This window comes from Citrobacter werkmanii (assembly GCF_008693645.1).
GTDB classification, from domain to species: Bacteria; Pseudomonadota; Gammaproteobacteria; order Enterobacterales; family Enterobacteriaceae; genus Citrobacter; species Citrobacter werkmanii.
The window spans coordinates 2,172,231-2,192,430 of sequence record NZ_CP044101.1 but is presented as its reverse complement, the minus strand read 5'-3'; the positions used below and the strand labels follow the sequence as shown (position 1 = coordinate 2,192,430).

Sequence of the window (20,200 nt, the reverse complement as noted above, 5' to 3'; positions counted from 1 at the left end):
CTTTTATTGCTCTAGCGCCGCAGACAGCGCCGCCGGCTCATTCAGTGCCGAAGCGGTCAGGGTGTCAACAATACGTTTCGTCAAACCGGTGAGAACTTTACCTGGCCCCACTTCATACAGGTGCTCTACGCCCTGAGATGCCATAAATTCAACGGTTTTGGTCCACTGAACCGGGCTGTACAGTTGACGAACCAGCGCATCGCGAATCGCGTCTGCGGTAGTTTCACACTTCACGTCGACGTTGTTCACAACTGGAACAGTCGGCACGTTGAAAGTGATTTTTTGCAATTCAACGGCCAGTTTCTCAGCGGCAGGCTTCATCAGCGCGCAGTGAGAAGGCACGCTGACCGGCAACGGCAGCGCACGCTTGGCGCCAGCGGCTTTACAGGCGGCACCTGCACGTTCTACGGCTTCTTTATGCCCGGCGATAACCACCTGACCCGGCGAGTTGAAGTTAACCGGAGAAACGACCTGCCCTTCAGCAGACTCTTCACACGCTTTAGCGATAGAGGCATCGTCCAGACCAATAATCGCAGACATGCCGCCAGTACCTTCCGGTACGGCTTCCTGCATGAATTTACCGCGCAGTTCAACCAGACGGACAGCATCGGCAAAATCAATTACGCCCGCACATACCAACGCAGAGTATTCGCCCAGGCTGTGACCTGCCATCAGCGCAGGTGTTTTACCACCCTGCTGCTGCCATACGCGATACAGCGCGACAGATGCAGCCAATAGCGCTGGCTGCGTCTGCCAGGTTTTATTCAGTTCTTCTGCCGGACCTTGCTGAGTCAGCGCCCACAGATCATAGCCCAGCGCAGCTGATGCTTCAGCAAAAGTTTCTTCAACAATTGGGTAGCTTGCTGCCATTTCAGACAACATCCCAACGGTCTGGGAACCCTGCCCCGGAAACACAAATGCAAATTGCGTCATGTTAAAATCCTTATACTAGAAACGAACCAGCGCGGAGCCCCAGGTGAATCCACCCCCGAAGGCTTCAAGCAATATCAACTGCCCGGCTTTGATACGCCCGTCGCGGACGGCTTCGTCCAGTGCGCACGGTACGGAAGCCGCGGACGTATTGCCATGTCTGTCCAGTGTAACGACGACATTATCCATCGACATGCCCAGCTTTTTCGCTGTCGCGCTGATAATGCGCAGGTTTGCCTGATGCGGCACCAGCCAGTCCAGCGCAGAACGGTCGAGATTATTGGCTTCCAGCGTTTCATCAACGATGTGGGCAAGCTCGGTCACCGCGACTTTAAATACTTCGTTACCCGCCATCGTCAGGTGGATCGGGTTATCCGGATTTACGCGATCGGCGTTAGGCAGCGTCAACAACTCACCGTAACGACCATCAGCATGCAGATGCGTGGAGAGAATACCCGGCTCTTCGGATGCGCTCAGTACCACCGCGCCCGCGCCGTCACCAAAGATAATGATCGTTCCACGATCGGTTGGATCACAAGTACGAGCAAGAACATCAGATCCAACGACCAGCGCATGCTTCACTGCGCCAGACTTAACGTACTGATCGGCAACGCTCAGGGCATAGGTAAAACCGGCACAAGCGGCCGCAACGTCAAACGCCGGACAGCCTTTGATCCCCAGCATACTTTGGATCTGGCATGCCGCGCTTGGAAATGCGTGTGTGGATGATGTGGTGGCAACCACAATCAGACCAATTTCTTCTTTGTCGATGCCCGCCATTTCCAGCGCACGGTTTGCGGCGGCAAAGCCCATCGTCGCAACTGTTTCATTTGGCGCTGCAATGTGGCGTTCACGGATACCTGTACGAGTGACGATCCACTCATCAGATGTCTCGACCATTTTTTCCAAATCGGCGTTAGTACGCACGTGTTCAGGCAGATAGCTGCCGGTACCAATAATCTTCGTATACATGTACGCTCAGTCACTTTTTGGTTATATACCGCCACGAGCAAAACGCTGGTACGCTGACAGCTTTCACAAACGCGCTATTATCTTTGCGGTCGTGAGTTTGCGCTTTCGCCACCGTCCAGCAGTTCGAATCCAGCTGGGTATACAGATTCCAGGCGAGCGGCAATTCGCTGAGGAACTTGTCGCTGCACCGCCTGCACTGCCTGTTCAATCGCGACCTCAAATGCTCGCTGATTAGCCGCACCATGACTCTTAATCACCGTGCCGCGCAATCCTAACAGACAGGCGCCATTATACTGGTCGGGGTTGAGGTGACTAAATCGCCTTGTCAGGCTTTTTTGTAACCAACGTTTTAATAAAAGCAGCCACCACGACCGTTTTTTGCCCTCACCCTGAGATTTCAGCAGTGAAAGGAACATTCTGACAACACCTTCCATCGTCTTTAATGTGACATTACCTGTAAAGCCGTCACAGACCAGTACATCAGTTTTGCCAGTCAGTAACTCATTGGCTTCAAGATAGCCTATATAGTTAATGGAAGGGATTGTTTTTAGCACCGCAGAAGCATCCCGAATACTGTCGAGACCTTTAGTTTCTTCTTCGCCGATGTTGAGCAACGCAACCCGAGGGTTAGCAATCCCAACGACTTCTTCTGCCAGCACGGACCCCATAACGGCAAATTGCACCAACATCGTGCTATCACAATCCACGTTGGCGCCTAAATCCAGCACCACCGTTTTGCCCTTTTGCTGATGCGGTAAAACCGTCACCAACGCAGGACGCTCAATACCCTCAAGGGGTTTGAGCAATAACTTCGCAAGTCCCATTAGCGCGCCGGTATTACCAGCACTCACACAGGCTTGCGCTCGACCTTCTTTCACGAGCTCCAGGGCAACACGCATTGAGCTTCCACGACTGGCGCGAATAGCCTGCGAGGGCCGGGCATCACTGGCAATAACTGACTGAGCAGGGACAATCTGCAGACGTGAACGTTGTTCGAAGTCAGCTTTGGCAAGTAATGGCGTGATTGTATCGGGATCCCCGACTAAAAGAAGTGTGAGTTGCGAATTAGAATTCAGTGCCTGCAATGCTGCAGGCACTGTCACGGTAGGGCCAAAATCTCCCCCCATGACATCTAACGCCAGGGTTAGATGTGTCAAGGTATCGTCGCTGCCCGGTTAGGTGTTTCCCCAGTTACCCGGGGAAAGCCTCACTAAGCTTCATCACGCGTGCGCTCTCTGTCTTTCTCACCGAAGCGGGAAATCCATTGAGTCATGCGTGATTACTTAGCGATTACCTTACGGCCACGGTAGAAACCGTCGGCAGTGATGTGGTGACGCAGGTGTTGTTCACCAGAAGTTTTGTCTACAGACAGGCTGGTGACTGCGGTCAGAGCGTCATGAGAACGACGCATGCCACGTTTGGAACGGGTTGGTTTATTCTGTTGTACGGCCATGGACCTTACTCCTCAATTACTTACGCTTTAAGCTGGCTAATACGGCAAATGGGTTTGGTTTTTGCGCTTCATCAGGCAATTCGCCAAAGACCATGTCCGCCTCGGACACTTCACAGTGTTCAGAATCATGCACCGGAACTACCGGCAAGGAGAGGATAATCTCATCTTCAACCATTGCAAGCAGATCGATTTCACCGAATTCGTTAACCTCAATCGGCTCATACGCTTCCGGGAGTGCTTCAGCCTGTTCGTCAGAACGGACAGGACTAAAACAATATGTTGTGTGAACATGAAGTGGGAACGGTTTCCCGCAACGCTGACATTCGAGCGTAACCGACACTTTCGCATCACCGGTTATCACGGCAAGGCGCTGGTTATCGATAGCGAACGACATGGAGCATTCCACATCACTGTCCACACTGACCACAGAATCGGCGACGCGCTCAACCAGATCAGAAGTATAGATACCTTCATAATCGAGGCGTTTTTGAGCCGTACGAACCGGATCAAGAGTCAGGGGTAATTTTACCTTTTGCATAGGGCGCGCATATTAACTTTGTAACGTCATATAGTCAAAGAAAAAGGCAGCCTGAGGTTGCCTTTTGCCAATAATTCGCACACATTGCGGGTCATCGACTTAAAATCGCTCAAGACAAGCCAATACAGCCAGCTTGTAGGACGAAGTCCATAGTTTAAAATGGCTCTCATCAATACGCTATATGCGAGAGGAAAAATATGCCTCAACTTATACTTGCCTCGACCTCTCCCTGGCGTCGCGCTTTACTTGAAAAACTGGCAATTCCGTTTGAATGCGCGGCTCCTGAGGTGGATGAAACGCCGTTACCCGGCGAAGCGCCACGCCATTTAGTCTCGCGACTGGCGCAACAAAAAGCGCAATCTCTCGCCCAACGTTATCCAGCGCATCTGATTATTGGCTCCGATCAAATTTGTGTTCTTGATGGTGAAATAACCGGCAAACCATTAACAGAAGAAAATGCGCGCCAACAATTACTCAAAGCCCGTGGCAATATTGTGACGTTTTACACCGGACTGGCGCTTTATAATTCAGCCACCGGACATTTACAAACTGAGGTCGAGCCGTTCGACGTTCATTTTCGGCATTTAAGCGAAACGGAAATTGATGATTACCTGCGCAAAGAACGCCCGCTACATTGTGCCGGCAGTTTTAAAAGTGAGGGGTTAGGCATTGCTCTCTTTGAGCGTCTCGAGGGTCGCGACCCCAATACGCTGATCGGCCTGCCGCTGATCGCATTGTGTCAAATGCTGCGCCGGGAAGAGATGAACCCGCTGAACGCCTAGTTAATCCACCTGATGGCGACGCGATGCGTCTTATCAGGCCTACGGCGCATAACGCGATTGCAGGCCTGATAAGCAACGCGCATCAGGCTTTGCTACGTAACACCTCAAGGCAGCGCTTCAACTGTTTATCCATTGGCGCTTCAACACGCATCACTTCGCCCGTCCCCGGATGGGTGAATTTCAACGCCGCGGCATGAAGGAACAACCTGTTCAGTCCGGTATCCGCGAGTTGTTTATCGAACTCACGGTCGCCATAGCGATCGTCAAAGGCTATCGGATGCCCGGCATATTGGGTATGCACACGGATCTGGTGCGTGCGCCCTGTGACCGGGCTACAGCGCACAAGCGTGGCAAACGCATAGCGCTCTTCCACCTTAAAGCGTGTTTCCGACGGTTTGCCTTCCTGATTCACCCGCACGATACGCTCGCCGCTTTGCAAAATGTTCTTCAACAGCGGCGCCTGCACGGTTTTGACATGCGACTGCCACTGGCCTCTCACCAGCGCCAGGTAGTCTTTTTGCATCCCTTTTTCACGCAGCTGTTCATGTAACGAACGTAAGGCTGAGCGTTTTTTAGCAACCAGCAGCACACCGGAGGTATCGCGGTCCAGGCGATGCACCAGTTCGAGGAAACGCGCTTCCGGACGTAACGCGCGTAAACCTTCAATAACACCGAAGCTTAATCCGCTTCCGCCATGTACGGCCGTTCCTGAAGGTTTGTTAAGCACCAGAATATGATCATCTTCATATAAAATGACATCAGTCAGCGCCGCAACCTTCTGCAGATTTGGGGAAATAGTCTCTTCTTCACGTTCGGCGACACGCACAGGTGGAATACGCACGATGTCCCCATCTTCGAGTTTGTACTCGGGTTTAATGCGCTTTTTATTCACCCGCACTTCGCCTTTACGCAAAATGCGATAAATCATACTTTTCGGCACACCCTTAAGTTGAGTGCGTAAAAAGTTGTCGATGCGTTGCCCTGCTTCGTCAGCAGTGATAGCAACTGTTTTTACGGCTGGAGTCTCTGTTTTCATGGGGGCCGATTTTAAATAGCCATCAAGATTCGCGCCACACATTTTTCTATGCTTATATTAACTGCTATACCCTATTACTTAAGTTTGACATAACCGATTTGGTGGTTATTAAACCAATCACTACGCGGAAGTGAAAAAACTGTGAGTAACCGGGTGATAAATGGCAAAAGTCATCTTGCTATAACAAGGTTAGCAGTGGAATAATGAGGTTGTCTCCGTGTTGAATCTTGTTAAAACAAGACCTTTTCCGGAATGACCCAATTTTGCCCGACCGATCATCAACGCAGCAATGGCGTAAGACGTATTGATCTTTCAGGCAGTTAGCGGGCTGCGGGTTGCAGTCCTTACCGGTAATAAGGAAGCTTTTCTGGAGAGTAACACCCAGACTGTTCCCCTGATAATTGCGCTGTGTTTCCGTATGAAATACAGGCAACCGACACTCTGCGCCTCTTTGAGCTGACGATAACCGTGAGGTTGGCGACGCGAATAGACACGAGGCCATCGGTTCACACCCGGAAAGGCATTACTCTGCCCGCAGCTTAGTCGTCAATGTAAGAATAATGAGTAAGTTACGATGAAAAGAATGTTAATTAACGCGACTCAGCAGGAAGAGTTGCGTGTCGCCCTTGTAGATGGGCAACGTCTGTACGATCTGGATATCGAAAGTCCCGGACACGAACAGAAAAAAGCCAACATCTATAAAGGGAAAATTACCCGTATTGAACCGAGTCTGGAAGCTGCTTTTGTTGATTACGGCGCTGAACGTCACGGTTTCCTTCCGTTAAAAGAAATTGCCCGCGAATACTTCCCCGCTAACTACAACTCCCATGGTCGTCCCAACATTAAAGATGTGTTGCGCGAAGGTCAGGAAGTCATTGTTCAGATCGATAAAGAAGAACGCGGCAATAAAGGCGCTGCGCTGACCACCTTTATCAGCCTGGCGGGTAGTTATCTGGTTCTGATGCCGAACAACCCGCGCGCGGGCGGCATCTCCCGTCGTATTGAAGGCGATGACCGCACCGAATTAAAAGAAGCGCTGGCAAGCCTGGAACTGCCTGATGGTATGGGGCTTATTGTGCGTACCGCAGGTGTCGGCAAATCCGCCGAAGCGCTGCAATGGGACCTGAGCTTCCGCCTGAAACACTGGGAAGCCATTCAAAAAGCCGCCGACAGCCGCCCTGCTCCGTTCCTGATTCACCAGGAAAGCAACGTCATCGTCCGCGCATTCCGTGACTATTTACGTCAGGATATTGGCGAAATCCTCATTGATAACCCGAAAGTCATGGAGATGGCGCGTCAGCACATCGCCGCGCTGGGTCGTCCGGATTTCAGCAGCAAAATCAAACTGTACACCGGTGAAATCCCGCTGTTCAGCCACTATCAAATTGAATCTCAGATTGAGTCCGCGTTCCAGCGCGAAGTGCGTCTGCCGTCCGGCGGCTCCATCGTCATCGACAGCACTGAAGCCCTTACCGCTATCGATATCAACTCCGCACGCGCGACCCGCGGCGGCGACATCGAAGAAACCGCATTCAACACCAACCTGGAAGCAGCCGATGAAATTGCGCGTCAGTTGCGTCTGCGCGACCTCGGCGGCCTGATTGTCATCGACTTTATCGATATGACGCCGGTTCGCCACCAGCGTGCGGTTGAAAACCGCCTGCGTGAAGCCGTGCGTCAGGACCGAGCGCGTATTCAGATCAGCCATATTTCTCGCTTCGGCCTGCTGGAGATGTCCCGCCAGCGTCTGAGCCCGTCGCTGGGTGAGTCCAGCCATCACGTCTGCCCGCGCTGCTCCGGCACCGGTACCGTGCGTGACAACGAATCTCTGTCGCTGTCTATTCTGCGTCTGATTGAAGAAGAAGCGCTGAAAGAGAATACCCAGGAAGTTCACGCTATCGTTCCTGTGCCGATTGCCTCTTATCTGCTCAACGAAAAGCGTACTGCGGTCAACGCCATCGAGACGCGTCAGAATGGCGTGCGCTGTGTAATCGTGCCAAACGATCAGATGGAAACCCCGCACTATTCCGTGCTGCGCGTCCGCAAAGGCGAAGAAACGCCAACCCTGAGCTACTTGCTGCCGAAGCTGCACGAAGAAGCAATGGAACTGCCGTCAGAACAAGAGTATGTCGAGCGTAAACAGCCAGAGCAACCGGCACTCGCGACCTTTGCTATGCCAGACGTGCCGCCAGCACCAACCGTGCAAGAACCCGCTGTTAAAGCCGCTGCGCCTAAAGCTGCTGCCGCCACCGCAGCAACAGCCTCTCAGCCTGGTTTGATTAGCCGTTTCTTCAGCGCACTGAAGTCTATCTTCGGCGGTAACGAAGAAGCGAAGCCGGTTGAACAACCTGCACCGAAAGCTGAAGAGAAGACGGAACGTCAGCAGGACCGCCGTAAACCACGGCAAAATAATCGTCGCGATCGTAACGATCGTCGTGATAACCGCGATAACCGTGGCGATCGTGACAACCGTAACGAACGTGCGGAAAATGGCGAAAACCGCGATGACAATCGTCGTAACCGTCGTCAGGCCCAGCAGCAAAATGCGGAAGCGCGCGATAATCGCCAGCAATCCAGTGATGTCGCTGACAAAGCGAAATCAGGTGATGAGCAGCAGACCCCGCGTCGCGAGCGCAACCGTCGCCGCAACGATGACAAGCGTCAGGCGCAGCAGGAAGTTAAAGAGCTGAACCTGGCTGAACAACAAGCGCAGGATACCGAGCAGGAAGAGCGCGTACGTCAGCCTCAGACCCGTCGTAAACAGCGTCAGTTGAACCAGAAAGTGCGTTATACAGACAGCACGGCGGTTGAAGCCGAAGTGGCAACTACCGCTGCGGCAGCTGAGGTCGTTGTCGCTCAAGCCGTTGAGCAGTCCGTACCGACTCCGCGTACCGAACTGGCGAAAGTTGATCTGCCAGCCGTTGTCGCACCTGAGCAGGAAGACAACAGCGAAGCGCGTGACTCCAACGGTATGCCACGTCGTTCCCGCCGTTCCCCTCGCCATCTGCGCGTAAGTGGACAGCGTCGTCGTCGTTATCGTGACGAGCGTTATCCGACTCAGTCGCCAATGCCGCTGACCGTCGCCTGTGCTTCTCCTGAATTGGCGTCCGGTAAAGTATGGATCAGCTACCCTGTCGTTCGTTCGCAGGATCAGCAGGTTGAAGAACAACGCGAGCAGGAAATTCACCAGGAGCAAACTGCTTCTGTCGCAGTAGAGCCTCAGGTTGCTGCGGCTGCCGTTGAGCACATTGCGGACACTCCTGCGCCGGTTGAAGCCGTGCAGCCAGAGGAAGTTGTAGCGGAACCTCAGATTGCCGTTGTTGAAACCACGCATCCGGAAGTCATTGCGACCCCGGTTGAAAAACAACCGCAAATTATCGCTGAATCTGACGCACCTGTAGCTGAAGAAATCGCCGCTGAAGCTCAACCTGTAGCTGAAGTCGCGGTTGAAGAGCCTGCGGAAATCATCGTCTCCAAGCCGGAGGTGGTTGAAGAAGTTGCGGAAGTAGCGCCGACTGTGGAAGAAGTCGCTGCGCCGCAGGAAGTTGTTGCTGCGCCGGTTGTAGAAGCTGAAGTCGTTAAGTCTGACGTTGTCGCAACAAGCGTTGACGCCGAGCACCTTCACAGCCATGCGACTGCGCCGATGACCCGCGCTCCCGCGCCGGATTATGTGCCAGAAGCGCCGCGTCATAGCGACTGGCAGCGCCCGCCATTCGCCTTTGAAGGCAAAGGCGCCGCCGGTGGACACAGCGCCACGCATCAGGCCACTGCGCCGGCAACACGCCCGCAGCCGGTTGAATAAGTCATAATCAACATCAAAGCCGACCTTAGGGTCGGCTTTTTTATATCGGCTCTACGCGTTTCATCCCGGTTAACTGTGGCATCACATCCTTCATTAACGCTAAAAATTTGCGCAACCGTGTCGGATAGTAACGCGCCCATGGATAAACCAGATGCACCGGCAACGAGGCTGCCCGCCACTCGGGCAGCAGCATAACTAAACGTCCGTTGGCGATATCTTCTTCAACCATCCAGCTGGAAACAATCGTCACTCCCAGCCCGGCCAGCGCGGCATTTCTTGCCACATAAATACTGTCAGTACTTAATCTGGGTGAAATAGTCAGCGTGACAGGTTCATTACGCGCCTGGTGTAGCAACGAAACGCTATGCTGAAAAAACGTGTTCACTGCAATCCACGGCAGCACGGATAACTGCTCAGGGTGCGAAATTTCGCCATATTGCTCCAGCAATACAGAACTCGCCACCATGCTACGGGGAACTTCAGCCAGTAAAACGGAAACCGTGGCCGGATCGACTTCCGCGCCAACCCGAATCGCGCAATCAATATTATCGCTCAGGAAATCAACGGTTTTGTCGTTAAGCATCCACTCCACCGATAACTGTGGATAGCGCGAAAGAAACTGCAACAGCGGCTCAAGGAGCTGTTGCTGTCCAAACGCATGCGGCGCCCGTACGCGCAACGTCCCCACCGGTTCATCTTCCGTGACATTAAGTCCATCTTCCAGCGCCAGCCAGGCATCGATGATATTTTTGGCGTGCTGGTAACCGCGCTCTCCATCGTCGGTTAATTTCATCGCATGCGTGGTACGCATGATCAGTTTCACACCCAGCAGAGTTTCCAGGGATTGCAACCGTCGGCTTACCGTCGCTTGCGTTGTCCCCATCTGTTTTGCCGCTGCCGAAAGCGATCCTGCTTCAACGATACGCACAAACGTGCGCATCAATTCCACCCTATCTATACGTTCAGTTTTTATCATTACCAGTTTCTTCATACGCCTGACGTATAACTGTTTTACCACTGCGCTCGCTACCGCACCACCCGCAGAAGGATAAAAATAGCCGCACATCCTGTGATTGAGGAATCATTTGTGAACACACACACCGCACTTTCCCGTTGGGTCATTTTCGTTCTGGCATTAGGAGCCGGATTCAGCGTTGCCGCTATCTACTATGCCCAGCCCCTTCTGCCTTTAATGGGTCAGGATCTGAACTTAAGTATTACCGGCATGGGACTGGTTCCGACGCTGACCCAGGCGGGATACGCGCTGGGTATTCTGTTTTTATTGCCATTGGGCGATCGTTATGACCGCCGGACATTAATCCTGCTGAAAAGTATCTCTCTTGCCGTACTGCTTCTGGCATGCAGCTTTACCGGGCAGTTACATTCACTGCTAATAGTGAGCCTGTTGATGGGCATGGCGGCAACAATGGCGCAGGATATCGTTCCCGCGGCGGCTATTCTGGCGCCGGAAGGCAAACAGGGAAAAACGGTGGGCACGGTGATGACAGGCCTGCTGTTGGGGATTTTACTCTCGCGTACCGTTAGCGGACTGGTGGGTGAAGCGTTTGGCTGGCGTGAGATGTACCAACTTGCCGCCGCCAGTATTGCCATGATTACCGTAATTATGTGGAAGGTACTGCCTCGTTTTACGGCCCATTCTACGCTGAGCTACCCGTCATTGATGCTCTCTATGGCGCAGCTCTGGCAACGGTATCCCGCATTGCGCCGCGCGGCGCTGGCACAGGGCTTTCTGTCCATAGCCTTCAGCGCTTTCTGGTCCACGCTGGCGGTGATGTTATCTGAACATTATCACATGGGTAGCGCTATGGCGGGCGCGTTTGGTATCGCGGGAGCCGCCGGTGCGCTTGCCGCGCCGTTGGCGGGTCATCTGGCCGATAAAGTGGGCGCAGCAAAAGTGACGCAGTTAGGTGCTTTGCTGGTAACCGTCTCTTTCGCACTGATGTTCTTGTTACCCGCCCTGCCAGTACAGGGGCAGTGGTTGCTGATTGCTGTTTCGGCGGTCGGTTTTGATCTCGGATTGCAATCCAGCCTGGTTGCCCACCAGAACCTGGTTTATGGCCTGGAGCCTCAGGCCCGGGGCCGTCTGAATGCGCTGCTGTTTACTATGGTGTTCATTGGTATGGCGCTGGGTTCCGTTCTCGGGAGTCAGGTCTATGCGCTGGCAAACTGGGAAGGTGTGGTGACGCTGGCAACCATCAGCGGTGCGCTTGCGCTGGTAATAAGGCTGACGGGAAATCTGTCGCTTAGCAAAACAACGGTAGCCTAAAAAAATGCCCGCTCCTGGGTGTTAAGGGAGCGGGCAGACAAACATACCCAGTTTCAAGATATGTTCAAAAAGAGATATTACCGATTAAGCTGGAACAACGACATTCCCTGCATATCGGTAAATGCTTTATAAGAAGCCTGAAGTGCGGCCTGCTGCATGACGTAGGACGAAATCGCCGCATTCCAGTCGACATCCACCAGGTTGCTCATCTGTTGGGTTTGGCCTAGCGCACGATCGGCTCCCAGTGAATCCAGTGAGCTCAGTTCACTCAGTTGGGTACCCAATTCTGCGCGAACGGAAAGCACGTTATTCAGTGAGTTTTTCAAGCCACGATTGGTTTTATCGATAGCTGCTGCGGCCTTATCCTTTGCCACATCATCACCCGCAATAGGAATTTTTAGCTCTTCAATCGCGCTATCCAGCATTTTGAACAGGTTCTTTTCCTGGGTGCTACCCGGTGGTTCCGGTACGGCGTTGCTGGTCAGGCTGGCGAAGATTTTGTCGCCCGTGTGACCAATGACCATGGTACGGGAAGCATCAACCTGCTGGGTCACATTTGTTGTTCCACCGCTATAGGAACCATCAGCCTGGGCAAACGGGGCCGATTCGGTTTTATATCCGCCAAAAATGTAGCGCCCATTACCGTCGGTGCTGTTCGCCAGGTTCATCAGCTGATCGCGGATACCCTGCAAATCAGTGGCCAACGATGCACGGTCATCATCACTTAATGTACCGTTACCGGCATAAACAATTTTCTCCTGCGCAGCCTGAATAGCCGTTGTTACCTGGCTCAGTACGTTCTCTTCCAGCGAGACTTTCTGCGTCGCGAAGGTGCGCGCCAGCGTGTACTGGCTGTTCTGCGCCTGAGCCTGAGAAAGCACTACGGCTTGCGACGCGGCAATCGGATCGTCAGACGGGCTGATCACACGTTTGCCGGTCGACATCTGCTCGCCGAACTTCATCCATTCAGCCTGAGAGTTAGTGATGCCACGCATGTTCTGCTGGTACATCATCTGGGTGCTGATACGCATTGTGTCCCTCTCCCTTAGCGAATATTAATCAATGCATCAAACAGCGCATTCGCAGTTTGCAATACCTGTGCGTTAGCCAGGTAATACTGCTGATAACGCTGCAAATTACCGTATTCTTCGTCGAGGTTTACCCCGGAAATCGACTGCTGCTGGTTATAAAGCTGCTTGACCACATTGTTTTGCGTGGTACTGCTGGTTTTCAGCGTCGCCGTTTTGTTGCCCACGTCACTCACCAGGGTGGCGTAAGCGTCATTAAAGGTTTTATTACCAACAGTTGCCTTGGTTTGCAGATCCAGCAGTTTCTGACCGTTACGGTTATCGCTTGCACCTGTATCTGCAGCAGGATCAGTGCTTTTCTCTGACGCCATGGCGATTTTCGACTCGTCAGTCACCATGACTTTCATATCAACGATAGCGTTGCTCACGGGTTTCAGAATAAAGCTGTCGTTATCGTTAGCGCCGGTTGGATTAGCCTTAACCGTTACCTTCAGACCATCAATATCCAGTTTACCGTTCGCATCAGGTTTAGCTTCAAACGTGGTGTTATCGGCCAGACGCGTCACCTGCCATTTGCCGCCGCTAAACACAACTTTATAGTCGGTAGCCTGCACTTTCGAACTGTCATCAACTTCAGCACTTAATTCTGCTTTACCGGTATTTTTAGCGTTACTCAGTACGGACGGGCTGCCGATAGCAAAGAAATCTTTACCCGCATCGCCGTTAGCATCAAAACCTTCTTTATGCTGGGTGTTAAACGCATCGGCAAACGCCAGCGCCAGTTGGCCCAGCGTGTTACGCGTTTGATCCAGTTCCTGCGAACGGAAGGTGAGCAGTCCCCCCAATGAACCGGTATTCAGCAGTTTCTCAGGGATCTCAACCGCTCCGGCAACGCCATCCACATACGCAACGGTTGTACGCGAAGGATCGTCACTGGAAGGCACTGCCGCCAGTTGGCGCGCATTGCTGCCCTGCACCAATGAATAACCGTTCGCCATGGTTACGTTGTAAGTGCCGCCGTCCTGAACGCTGACTTCCACGCCGACAAGCTGGTTCAGTTCACTGACCAGTTGATCGCGCTGATCGAGCAGATCGTTAGGGGATGCCCCCGCCCCAACACCGGTCAGACGAGAAATCTGGTCGTTAAGGCTGGCGATTTGTTTCGAGTAGTTGTTGATCTGATCGACGCTGGCTTTGATAGCGGTATTAACCTGCTTATCCTGATCGCGCAGATACTGATCGGTCGTTTTAAACTGATTCACCAAACCGTCAGCTTTACCGATCAGCGCCTGGCGTGCCGCCGGATCTTCGGCGTTACTGACCAGCGTTTGCAGACTGGTAAAAAAGTCCTGCATTGAGGTCGAAATCGAACTGGTTTTGCTGGACAGCAGGTTGTCGATTTTCGACATTTGCTCATAACGGGTCGTCAGACCGCTGCTCTGGTTTTGCGCTGCCCGCAGCTGATTGGTGATAAACGAGTCATACTCGCGCTGCACGCCAGAAACATAGACGCCATTGCCTACCCAGCCCCCCGCACCCAGCGTGCTGTTCGCTTGCGCCATAATTGTCGTTTGTCGGGTATATCCGGCGACGTTATAGCTGGAGATGTTATTACTGGCAGTGTTCAACGCGGCCTGCGCTGCGCTGAGTCCACTCATCGCGTTATTAATCAAGCTGGACATGGAGGTTCCTTGTAATCCTTCAATACTCGTTATTATCGGCAGCAGGTCGGTAGACTTGAGCTATTTAAAAGAGATTATCGATGTTCGTGCTGTAGGTTTTGCTCACCTTTTCACTCATCGATTTCAACTGCTGGATCATGCTGGTTAATTTCCGCGCATAGTTAGGGTCGGTAGCGTAACCGGCATTTTGCAGGGCCTGCGCGCCCTGCTCAGCGGTTGCAGCTGCGGTCACCGCCGCATAGCGCGGGTTACGGGAAATCAGCCCGACATAATCCGACAGCGCCTCAAGGTAAGAGCTATAGACGCGGAATCTGGCTTTCACCTTTTTCGCCTCGCCGTTTTCATATTCGGTGGTGGTGATTTCGGTCGTTGGTCCCTTCCAGCCTCCCGAAGCCTTCACGCCAAAAATGTTGAAGCTCGGTTCACCGTTTTCCCGGCGAATTTGCCGCTGACCCCATCCGGACTCCAGCGCCGCCTGCGCCAGAATCAGATGATGCGGAACGCCGCTTTGCTGACTCGCCAGTTTTGCCGGCAGCGACAGCTGGGCGAGGAAGTCTTTACTGTCGCCCGACAGCGGCTCATCATTACTTTCCGTCGTCCTCGGGATGGCTTTGCGCACCAGTTGCGTCAGCGCCTGGTTTTGATAGCTGGTCACCGTTTCCAGCGGAAACTTCATCGGTACCTGTGGCGCATCATCAGCAGGTTGCGCTTGTCCTTGCGTCATCTGCTTAACCATCATTTCAGCCAGTCCCAGACCTTTGCCTGCGGTCATCTGCTGCGCAATTTGTTGGTCATACATGCTGGTATACAAACGCGTTGAATCGCTGCTAAACACACCATCTTTCGGCAACGCTTCACGCATGCTTTTCAGCATCATCTGCACGAACATCCCTTCAACCTGACGGGCCACGGGGCGAATATTCGCCGCCGGATCCTGACCCGCTTTCGCTTTCAGTTCGTTCAGTGCTTGCGCATCCCAGGCGGCGCTGGTCAGCAGTTTGCTGTCGCCAATCATCAGATGATTTCCAGTTTGGCGCGTAAGCAACCCGCGCTCTGCATCGATTGCAGAATGGACATCAGATCCATCGGCGTCGCCCCCAGCGCATTCAGCGCGCGCACGACGTTGTTCAGATTGGCGCTGGAACGTACGCTTTGCAGCGAGCCGCCGCTCTGGCGCAGATCGATCTGCGTTTGTGGCGTCACTACGGTCTGCCCGCCGCCAAACGGCGTATCCGGCTGGCTGACGTTTGCCTGGCGGTTTACCGTAATCGACAAGTTACCCTGCGCCACGGCACAGCTATCCAGCGTGACTTCACGGTTCATGACTACAGATCCCGTACGCGAGTTGATAATGACCTTCGCGTCCTGCGGCGTGACGTTCACCTCCATATTCTGGATGTCGGCAAGGAAGCGTACCTGTGAACTGTTGCCGCTTGGCACACGCACTTGTATGGTCCGGGCATCCAGCGCCGTCGCGCTGCCAAAGCCACGCGAGCGATTAATGGTGTCGGTAATCTGCTGCGCCATAGTGAAATCTTCATTATTGAGCTGCAGATTAATAGTGTTGCCGCCGCCGAACTGGCTGGGCAACTCACGTTCGATGGTCGCGCCGTTGGTGATGCGTCCGCCATTGAGCTGGTTAACTTGCACGCTACTGCCACCCGCAGCCGCGCCCGCACCGCCAACCAGAATATTCCCTTGCGCCAAGGCATATACCTGGCTATCGACCCCTTTCAGCGGAGTCATCAGCAGCGTTCCGCCGCGCAGGCTTTTGGCGTTCCCCATGGAAGAGACCACCACGTCAATGGTTTGCCCCTGGCGACCAAAAGCTGGAAACTGCGCGGTAACCATCACCGCCGCCACGTTTTTCAGCTGCATATTGGTGCCGGTTGGTACGGTGATCCCCAACTGCGACAGCATATTATTGAGCGTTTGCGTCGTAAACGGCGTCTGTGTGGTCTGGTCACCGGTACCATCCAGCCCGACCACCAGCCCGTAACCTATCAACGAGTTTTCCCGCACGCCCTGCACGCTGGTCAGGTCACGAATACGGTCGGCATGCGCAAAGGCGGTTGCCAGTACCAGTACCATTCCAACAAGAGATTTAAACACCGGGTACCTCGCTTACATCGGCGATAAGTTAAGGAAGAAACGCTGCAACCAGCCCATATTTTGCGCTTCATTGATGTAGCCGTTGCCGACGTACTCAATACGCGCATCCGCAACCTGAGTTGACGGTACGGAGTTGCTGCCACTGATGGTGCGCGGGTTAACGACCCCGGAGAAGCGAATGAACTCAGTGCCCTGATTAATGGCGATCTGTTTTTCACCCACGACATGTAAATTGCCATTCACCAGAACCTGATCGACCGTTACGGTCAACGTACCGCTGAAAGTATTGCTGGCGTTCGCGCCGCCTTTACCGTTAAAGGTGTTCCCACCGGAGGCTTCTACGTCGGCACGTTCGTTACCAAACAGCCCTTGCAGGTAGCGCGGTACGGTATCAAAACCAAAGTTGGTCTTGCCGTCGCGGCTGGCGTTTGCCGAGGAGCTTTTGCTCGCGCTGACGTTTTCCTGCAATACGATGGTCAGCGTATCGCCAATATTGCGCGGACGGCGGTCTTCGAAGAGCGGCTGATAACCGTAGTTAATCGGCTGTGCCGACTGGAAGATTGAGCCATTCGCCACCGGCGTCGGGCCTGGAACCGGTTGAGCAGACGTCGCGCCCTGCACGAGCGGCGTGGCTGGGATCCAGGCGCACCCTGTCAGTGAAACCACCAGCAGAGCTAAAATTGGGTATGGGTGAAGCGCGTATTTTCGCATTGCGGTCATCTTCAAAATCAGTGTGCCGGTGAGGTTCTCACCCCACCGGACTCCACTTTAGAGTTGCGTCAGTTTTTGCAGCATCTGATCGGTGGTCGATACCGCTTTACTGTTGATTTCGTAAGCGCGCTGAACCTGGATCATGTTTACCAGCTCTTCCGCCACGTTGACGTTAGAAGTTTCAACATACCCCTGGTACAGCAGACCCGCGCCGTTCAGCCCCGGCGTGCTCTCATTCGGCGCGCCAGATGACTGCGTTTCGGTGTACAGATTCTCACCAATACTTTCCAGGCCGGTGTCGTTCATAAAGGTGGTCAGGTTAAGCTGCCCGACCTGAACAGGCGCAGCCTGACCCTGTTGGGTCACACTGACAATACCGTCACGTCCAATGGTGATGCTGAGCGCGTTAGCCGGGATGGTGATGGCAGGCTGAACCTGAAAACCACCCGCCGTCACTAACTGACCGTTCTGATCCACCTGGAAAGAACCGTCACGGGTATAAGCTGACGTACCATCAGGCAGCATGACCTGGAAAAAGCCCTGGCCTTTAATCGCTACATCTTTACTGTTATTGGTTTGCGACAGGTTCCCCTGGCTGTGTAAACGCTCGGTTGCCACCGGACGCACACCGGTACCAATCTGCAAACCGGACGGCAGTGTGGTTTGTTCAGAAGACTGGGCGCCAGGCTGGCGAATCGTCTGATACAACAGATCTTCAAACACCGCACGTTGGCGCTTAAATCCGTTGGTGCTGACGTTTGCCAGGTTGTTGGCAATCACATCCATGTTGGTTTGCTGCGCATCCAGGCCGGTTTTGGCGATCCATAATGAACTGATCATAAAATGTCCTGTGTTAACTCATCGACAGCAGTTGGTTAGCGCGGCCCGCGTTATCATCCACGCTACTGATAATCTTCATCTGCATTTCAAAACGGCGGGCGTTGGCAATCATGTCGCTCATCGCGGCAACCGGCTTGACGTTACTGCCTTCCAGCACGCCCGACATAACGCGGATGCTCGGATCGGCCTGTAACGTCGCGCCACGGGTAGCCTGCGCGGCCTGGGTCAGACGAAACATACCGTCATCACCACGTTGCACTTCATTCCCCGTCGCCTTCACCAGTTTCAGACGCCCAACGGGCGCAACCGTATTAGCCGGATCGCCTGGGTTAAGCGCCGAGATCGTCCCGTCAGCCGCAATGGTGACTTCGGAACCTTCCGGTACGGCTATCGGCCCGGCTTCACCGATTACCGGATGCCCCTGAATAGTGAGTTCACCCGTAGGGCTTACCTGAATGGCGCCATTACGGGTATATCCTTCGCTACCGTCTGCGGTCTGGACAGCCAACCAGCCGTCCTGTTGCAACGCCACGTCCAGCGGGCGTGAGGTATAGTCCATCTGGCCCGGCGTCATGTCGGCCCCCGGCGTGGAGGCCACCACCAGCGTACGCGTCGGTAAAGACAAACCTTCAACGGGAACCGCACGCAGCGCATTAAGCTGCGCACGAAAGCCCGGCGTGGAGGCGTTTGCCAGGTTGCTGGCCGTCACCGCCTGTTGATTCAGCGTCTGACTGGCCGCGCCCATAGCGGTATAAATTGCGTGATCCATTAAGCCATCCCGTCAGGCGCTTAGCGCAGGTTGACCAGCGTGTTGAGGATCTGATCCTGGGTTTTGATGGTCTGCGCGTTCGACTGATAGTTACGCTGAGCGACGATCATATTCACCAGTTCTTTACTCAAATCCACGTTTGAGGCTTCCAGCGCGCCGTTGGTCAGTTTGCCGAAGTTACCTTCGCCTGCGGTACCCAGCAGCGCCACGCCGGAAGCCTGTGTAGCCGCCCAGACGTTGTCGCCCTGAGACGCCAGACCTTCATTGTTGGCAAAGTTTGCCAGCACGATCTGGCCCAGTACCTGTTGCTGTTCGTTGGAGTAATTACCGACCACGGTACCGTCATTGTTAATCTGGTAGCTCACCAGATCGCCCGGCTTGTAGCCGTTCTGATTCGTGGCGACGATGTTGTTGGCACCGGTGTTCTGCTGCATGGAGTTCAGGAAGCTCAGGGAGAATTTTGCGGTATCTGCACCGTTAATTTGCCCTGTTTCGATGTTGATATCCGTTCCTGCTGGCGTACCGGTTGCCGTGGCGCTCATCCCTAAAAACGCACCATTGTTGTTAAACTTCATAAACCCGGCTGATTTTGCAGCTTCGCCAGTTGAAGCATCCTGTGTGTGAATTTCCCAGGTGTTGCTCTCTGCGTTTTTGACATAAAAAATGTTCATGTCATGGGCGTTACCCTGACTATCGAAAACGGTAACAGTGCCTTTTTTGTTGTAGGAATCCGCATCGTTTGGATTAAACGGCGTTTTACTTGGTACCTTGTCAGTGGAGTTCAGGTTGATCTGCATTGACGCGGTAGTCGTGGTTTTCGCCGCCATCAGCGTATTCGGAATAGTGATCGGTGCCGGGTTAGCACCTTGCTGTATTGTCGGCGGTGTACCGGTAGCAGGATAACCTGTCAGTTGCAGCCCCTGCATGTTAACGATATTGCGGTTTTCATCGAGCTTGAACTGACCGTTACGGCTGTAGAATACAGAGCCGTTGCTGTCTACCATACGGAAAAATCCGTTCTGGCTGATAGCCACATCCAGTCCGCGTCCGGTATTGGTGGTAGTACCATCGGTAAAGTCCTGAGTAATACCCGCAACTTTAACCCCCAGGCCCACTTTAGAACCGGCGAACATATCGGCAAAAGAAGCCGTACCAGATTTAAAACCGTAGGTAGCGGAGTTGGCGATGTTATTACCAATGACATCGAGGTTGGTCGCTGCAGCGTTCAGACCGCTGACCGCTTGAGAAAAGGCCATGA

The 20,200-nt window shown here is 53.6% G+C and carries 18 protein-coding genes; 3 read left to right on the top strand and 15 right to left on the bottom strand.

The window, feature by feature from the left end:
- Positions 1 to 3 precede the first annotated feature (3 nt).
- The 5 genes from fabD to yceD all read right to left on the bottom strand — a co-directional run bounded on the left by fabD (position 4) and on the right by yceD (position 3,893).
- Positions 4 to 933, bottom strand: a complete 930-nt coding sequence (fabD, locus tag FOB24_RS11090) for an ACP S-malonyltransferase (protein ID WP_150344903.1) — start codon at positions 931 to 933, stop codon at positions 4 to 6.
- A gap of 15 nt (positions 934 to 948) precedes the next feature.
- Positions 949 to 1,902 carry a beta-ketoacyl-ACP synthase III gene (locus tag FOB24_RS11085; RefSeq protein ID WP_150344902.1) on the bottom strand — a complete coding sequence of 318 codons (954 nt, stop codon included), beginning with the start codon at positions 1,900 to 1,902 and terminating at the stop codon, positions 949 to 951.
- A 77-nt stretch (positions 1,903 to 1,979) separates the two neighbouring features.
- Positions 1,980 to 3,059, bottom strand: a complete 1,080-nt coding sequence (gene plsX, locus FOB24_RS11080; protein WP_087857784.1) for a phosphate acyltransferase PlsX — start codon at positions 3,057 to 3,059, stop codon at positions 1,980 to 1,982.
- A gap of 122 nt (positions 3,060 to 3,181) precedes the next feature.
- Positions 3,182 to 3,355 carry a 50S ribosomal protein L32 gene (rpmF, locus tag FOB24_RS11075; protein ID WP_003036242.1) on the bottom strand — a complete coding sequence of 58 codons (174 nt, stop codon included), beginning with the start codon at positions 3,353 to 3,355 and terminating at the stop codon, positions 3,182 to 3,184.
- A gap of 16 nt (positions 3,356 to 3,371) precedes the next feature.
- A complete protein-coding gene (gene yceD / locus FOB24_RS11070; RefSeq protein ID WP_003036239.1) occupies positions 3,372 to 3,893 on the bottom strand; it encodes a 23S rRNA accumulation protein YceD in 522 nt (173 codons plus the stop codon).
- 197 nt (positions 3,894 to 4,090) lie between these two features.
- Between yceD and FOB24_RS11065 the strand changes: the two genes are divergently transcribed.
- Positions 4,091 to 4,675 (top strand): Maf family protein, encoded by a 585-nt coding sequence (locus tag FOB24_RS11065; protein WP_038639734.1) that lies wholly within the window; start codon positions 4,091 to 4,093, stop codon positions 4,673 to 4,675.
- A gap of 82 nt (positions 4,676 to 4,757) precedes the next feature.
- On the opposite strand, the gene rluC is transcribed toward FOB24_RS11065, so the two are convergent.
- Positions 4,758 to 5,711, bottom strand: coding sequence for a 23S rRNA pseudouridine(955/2504/2580) synthase RluC (gene rluC / locus FOB24_RS11060; protein ID WP_167371252.1), 954 nt, complete (start codon positions 5,709 to 5,711; stop codon positions 4,758 to 4,760).
- A 574-nt stretch (positions 5,712 to 6,285) separates the two neighbouring features.
- Between rluC and rne the strand changes: the two genes are divergently transcribed.
- Positions 6,286 to 9,513 carry a ribonuclease E gene (gene rne / locus FOB24_RS11055; RefSeq protein WP_150344901.1) on the top strand — a complete coding sequence of 1,076 codons (3,228 nt, stop codon included), beginning with the start codon at positions 6,286 to 6,288 and terminating at the stop codon, positions 9,511 to 9,513.
- A gap of 40 nt (positions 9,514 to 9,553) precedes the next feature.
- Here rne and FOB24_RS11050 read toward each other — a convergent pair whose 3' ends face one another.
- Positions 9,554 to 10,579 (bottom strand): LysR family transcriptional regulator, encoded by a 1,026-nt coding sequence (locus FOB24_RS11050; RefSeq protein ID WP_150344900.1) that lies wholly within the window; start codon positions 10,577 to 10,579, stop codon positions 9,554 to 9,556.
- 21 nt (positions 10,580 to 10,600) lie between these two features.
- Here FOB24_RS11050 and FOB24_RS11045 point away from each other — a divergent pair, with 21 nt between their 5' ends.
- Positions 10,601 to 11,800, top strand: a complete 1,200-nt coding sequence (locus FOB24_RS11045; RefSeq protein ID WP_137351519.1) for an MFS transporter — start codon at positions 10,601 to 10,603, stop codon at positions 11,798 to 11,800.
- A gap of 77 nt (positions 11,801 to 11,877) precedes the next feature.
- On the opposite strand, the gene flgL is transcribed toward FOB24_RS11045, so the two are convergent.
- The 8 genes from flgL to flgE all read right to left on the bottom strand — a co-directional run bounded on the left by flgL (position 11,878) and on the right by flgE (position 20,198).
- Positions 11,878 to 12,831 (bottom strand): flagellar hook-associated protein FlgL, encoded by a 954-nt coding sequence (gene flgL / locus FOB24_RS11040; protein ID WP_110498365.1) that lies wholly within the window; start codon positions 12,829 to 12,831, stop codon positions 11,878 to 11,880.
- Between the two features lie 14 nt (positions 12,832 to 12,845).
- On the bottom strand, positions 12,846 to 14,510 hold the full coding sequence (gene flgK, locus FOB24_RS11035) for a flagellar hook-associated protein FlgK (RefSeq protein WP_069323316.1): 1,665 nt from the start codon (positions 14,508 to 14,510) through the stop codon (positions 12,846 to 12,848).
- A 64-nt stretch (positions 14,511 to 14,574) separates the two neighbouring features.
- Complete coding sequence (gene flgJ / locus FOB24_RS11030) at positions 14,575 to 15,525, bottom strand: flagellar assembly peptidoglycan hydrolase FlgJ (protein ID WP_085048529.1); 951 nt, start codon at positions 15,523 to 15,525, stop codon at positions 14,575 to 14,577.
- Positions 15,525 to 16,601 (bottom strand): flagellar basal body P-ring protein FlgI, encoded by a 1,077-nt coding sequence (locus FOB24_RS11025; protein ID WP_087857787.1) that lies wholly within the window; start codon positions 16,599 to 16,601, stop codon positions 15,525 to 15,527. The genes flgJ and FOB24_RS11025 overlap by 1 nt, the downstream gene beginning before the upstream one ends.
- A 33-nt stretch (positions 16,602 to 16,634) precedes the next feature.
- The gene (gene flgH, locus FOB24_RS11020; protein WP_016152630.1) at positions 16,635 to 17,333 is read right to left on the bottom strand and encodes a flagellar basal body L-ring protein FlgH; all 699 of its coding nucleotides are present in this window, start codon (positions 17,331 to 17,333) and stop codon (positions 16,635 to 16,637) included.
- 57 nt (positions 17,334 to 17,390) lie between these two features.
- Positions 17,391 to 18,173, bottom strand: coding sequence for a flagellar basal-body rod protein FlgG (gene flgG, locus FOB24_RS11015; RefSeq protein WP_006685087.1), 783 nt, complete (start codon positions 18,171 to 18,173; stop codon positions 17,391 to 17,393).
- 13 nt (positions 18,174 to 18,186) lie between these two features.
- Positions 18,187 to 18,942, bottom strand: a complete 756-nt coding sequence (locus FOB24_RS11010; RefSeq protein WP_038639704.1) for a flagellar basal body rod protein FlgF — start codon at positions 18,940 to 18,942, stop codon at positions 18,187 to 18,189.
- Between the two features lie 20 nt (positions 18,943 to 18,962).
- Positions 18,963 to 20,198 carry a flagellar hook protein FlgE gene (gene flgE, locus FOB24_RS11005; protein WP_150344899.1) on the bottom strand — a complete coding sequence of 412 codons (1,236 nt, stop codon included), beginning with the start codon at positions 20,196 to 20,198 and terminating at the stop codon, positions 18,963 to 18,965.
- Positions 20,199 to 20,200 lie beyond the last annotated feature (2 nt).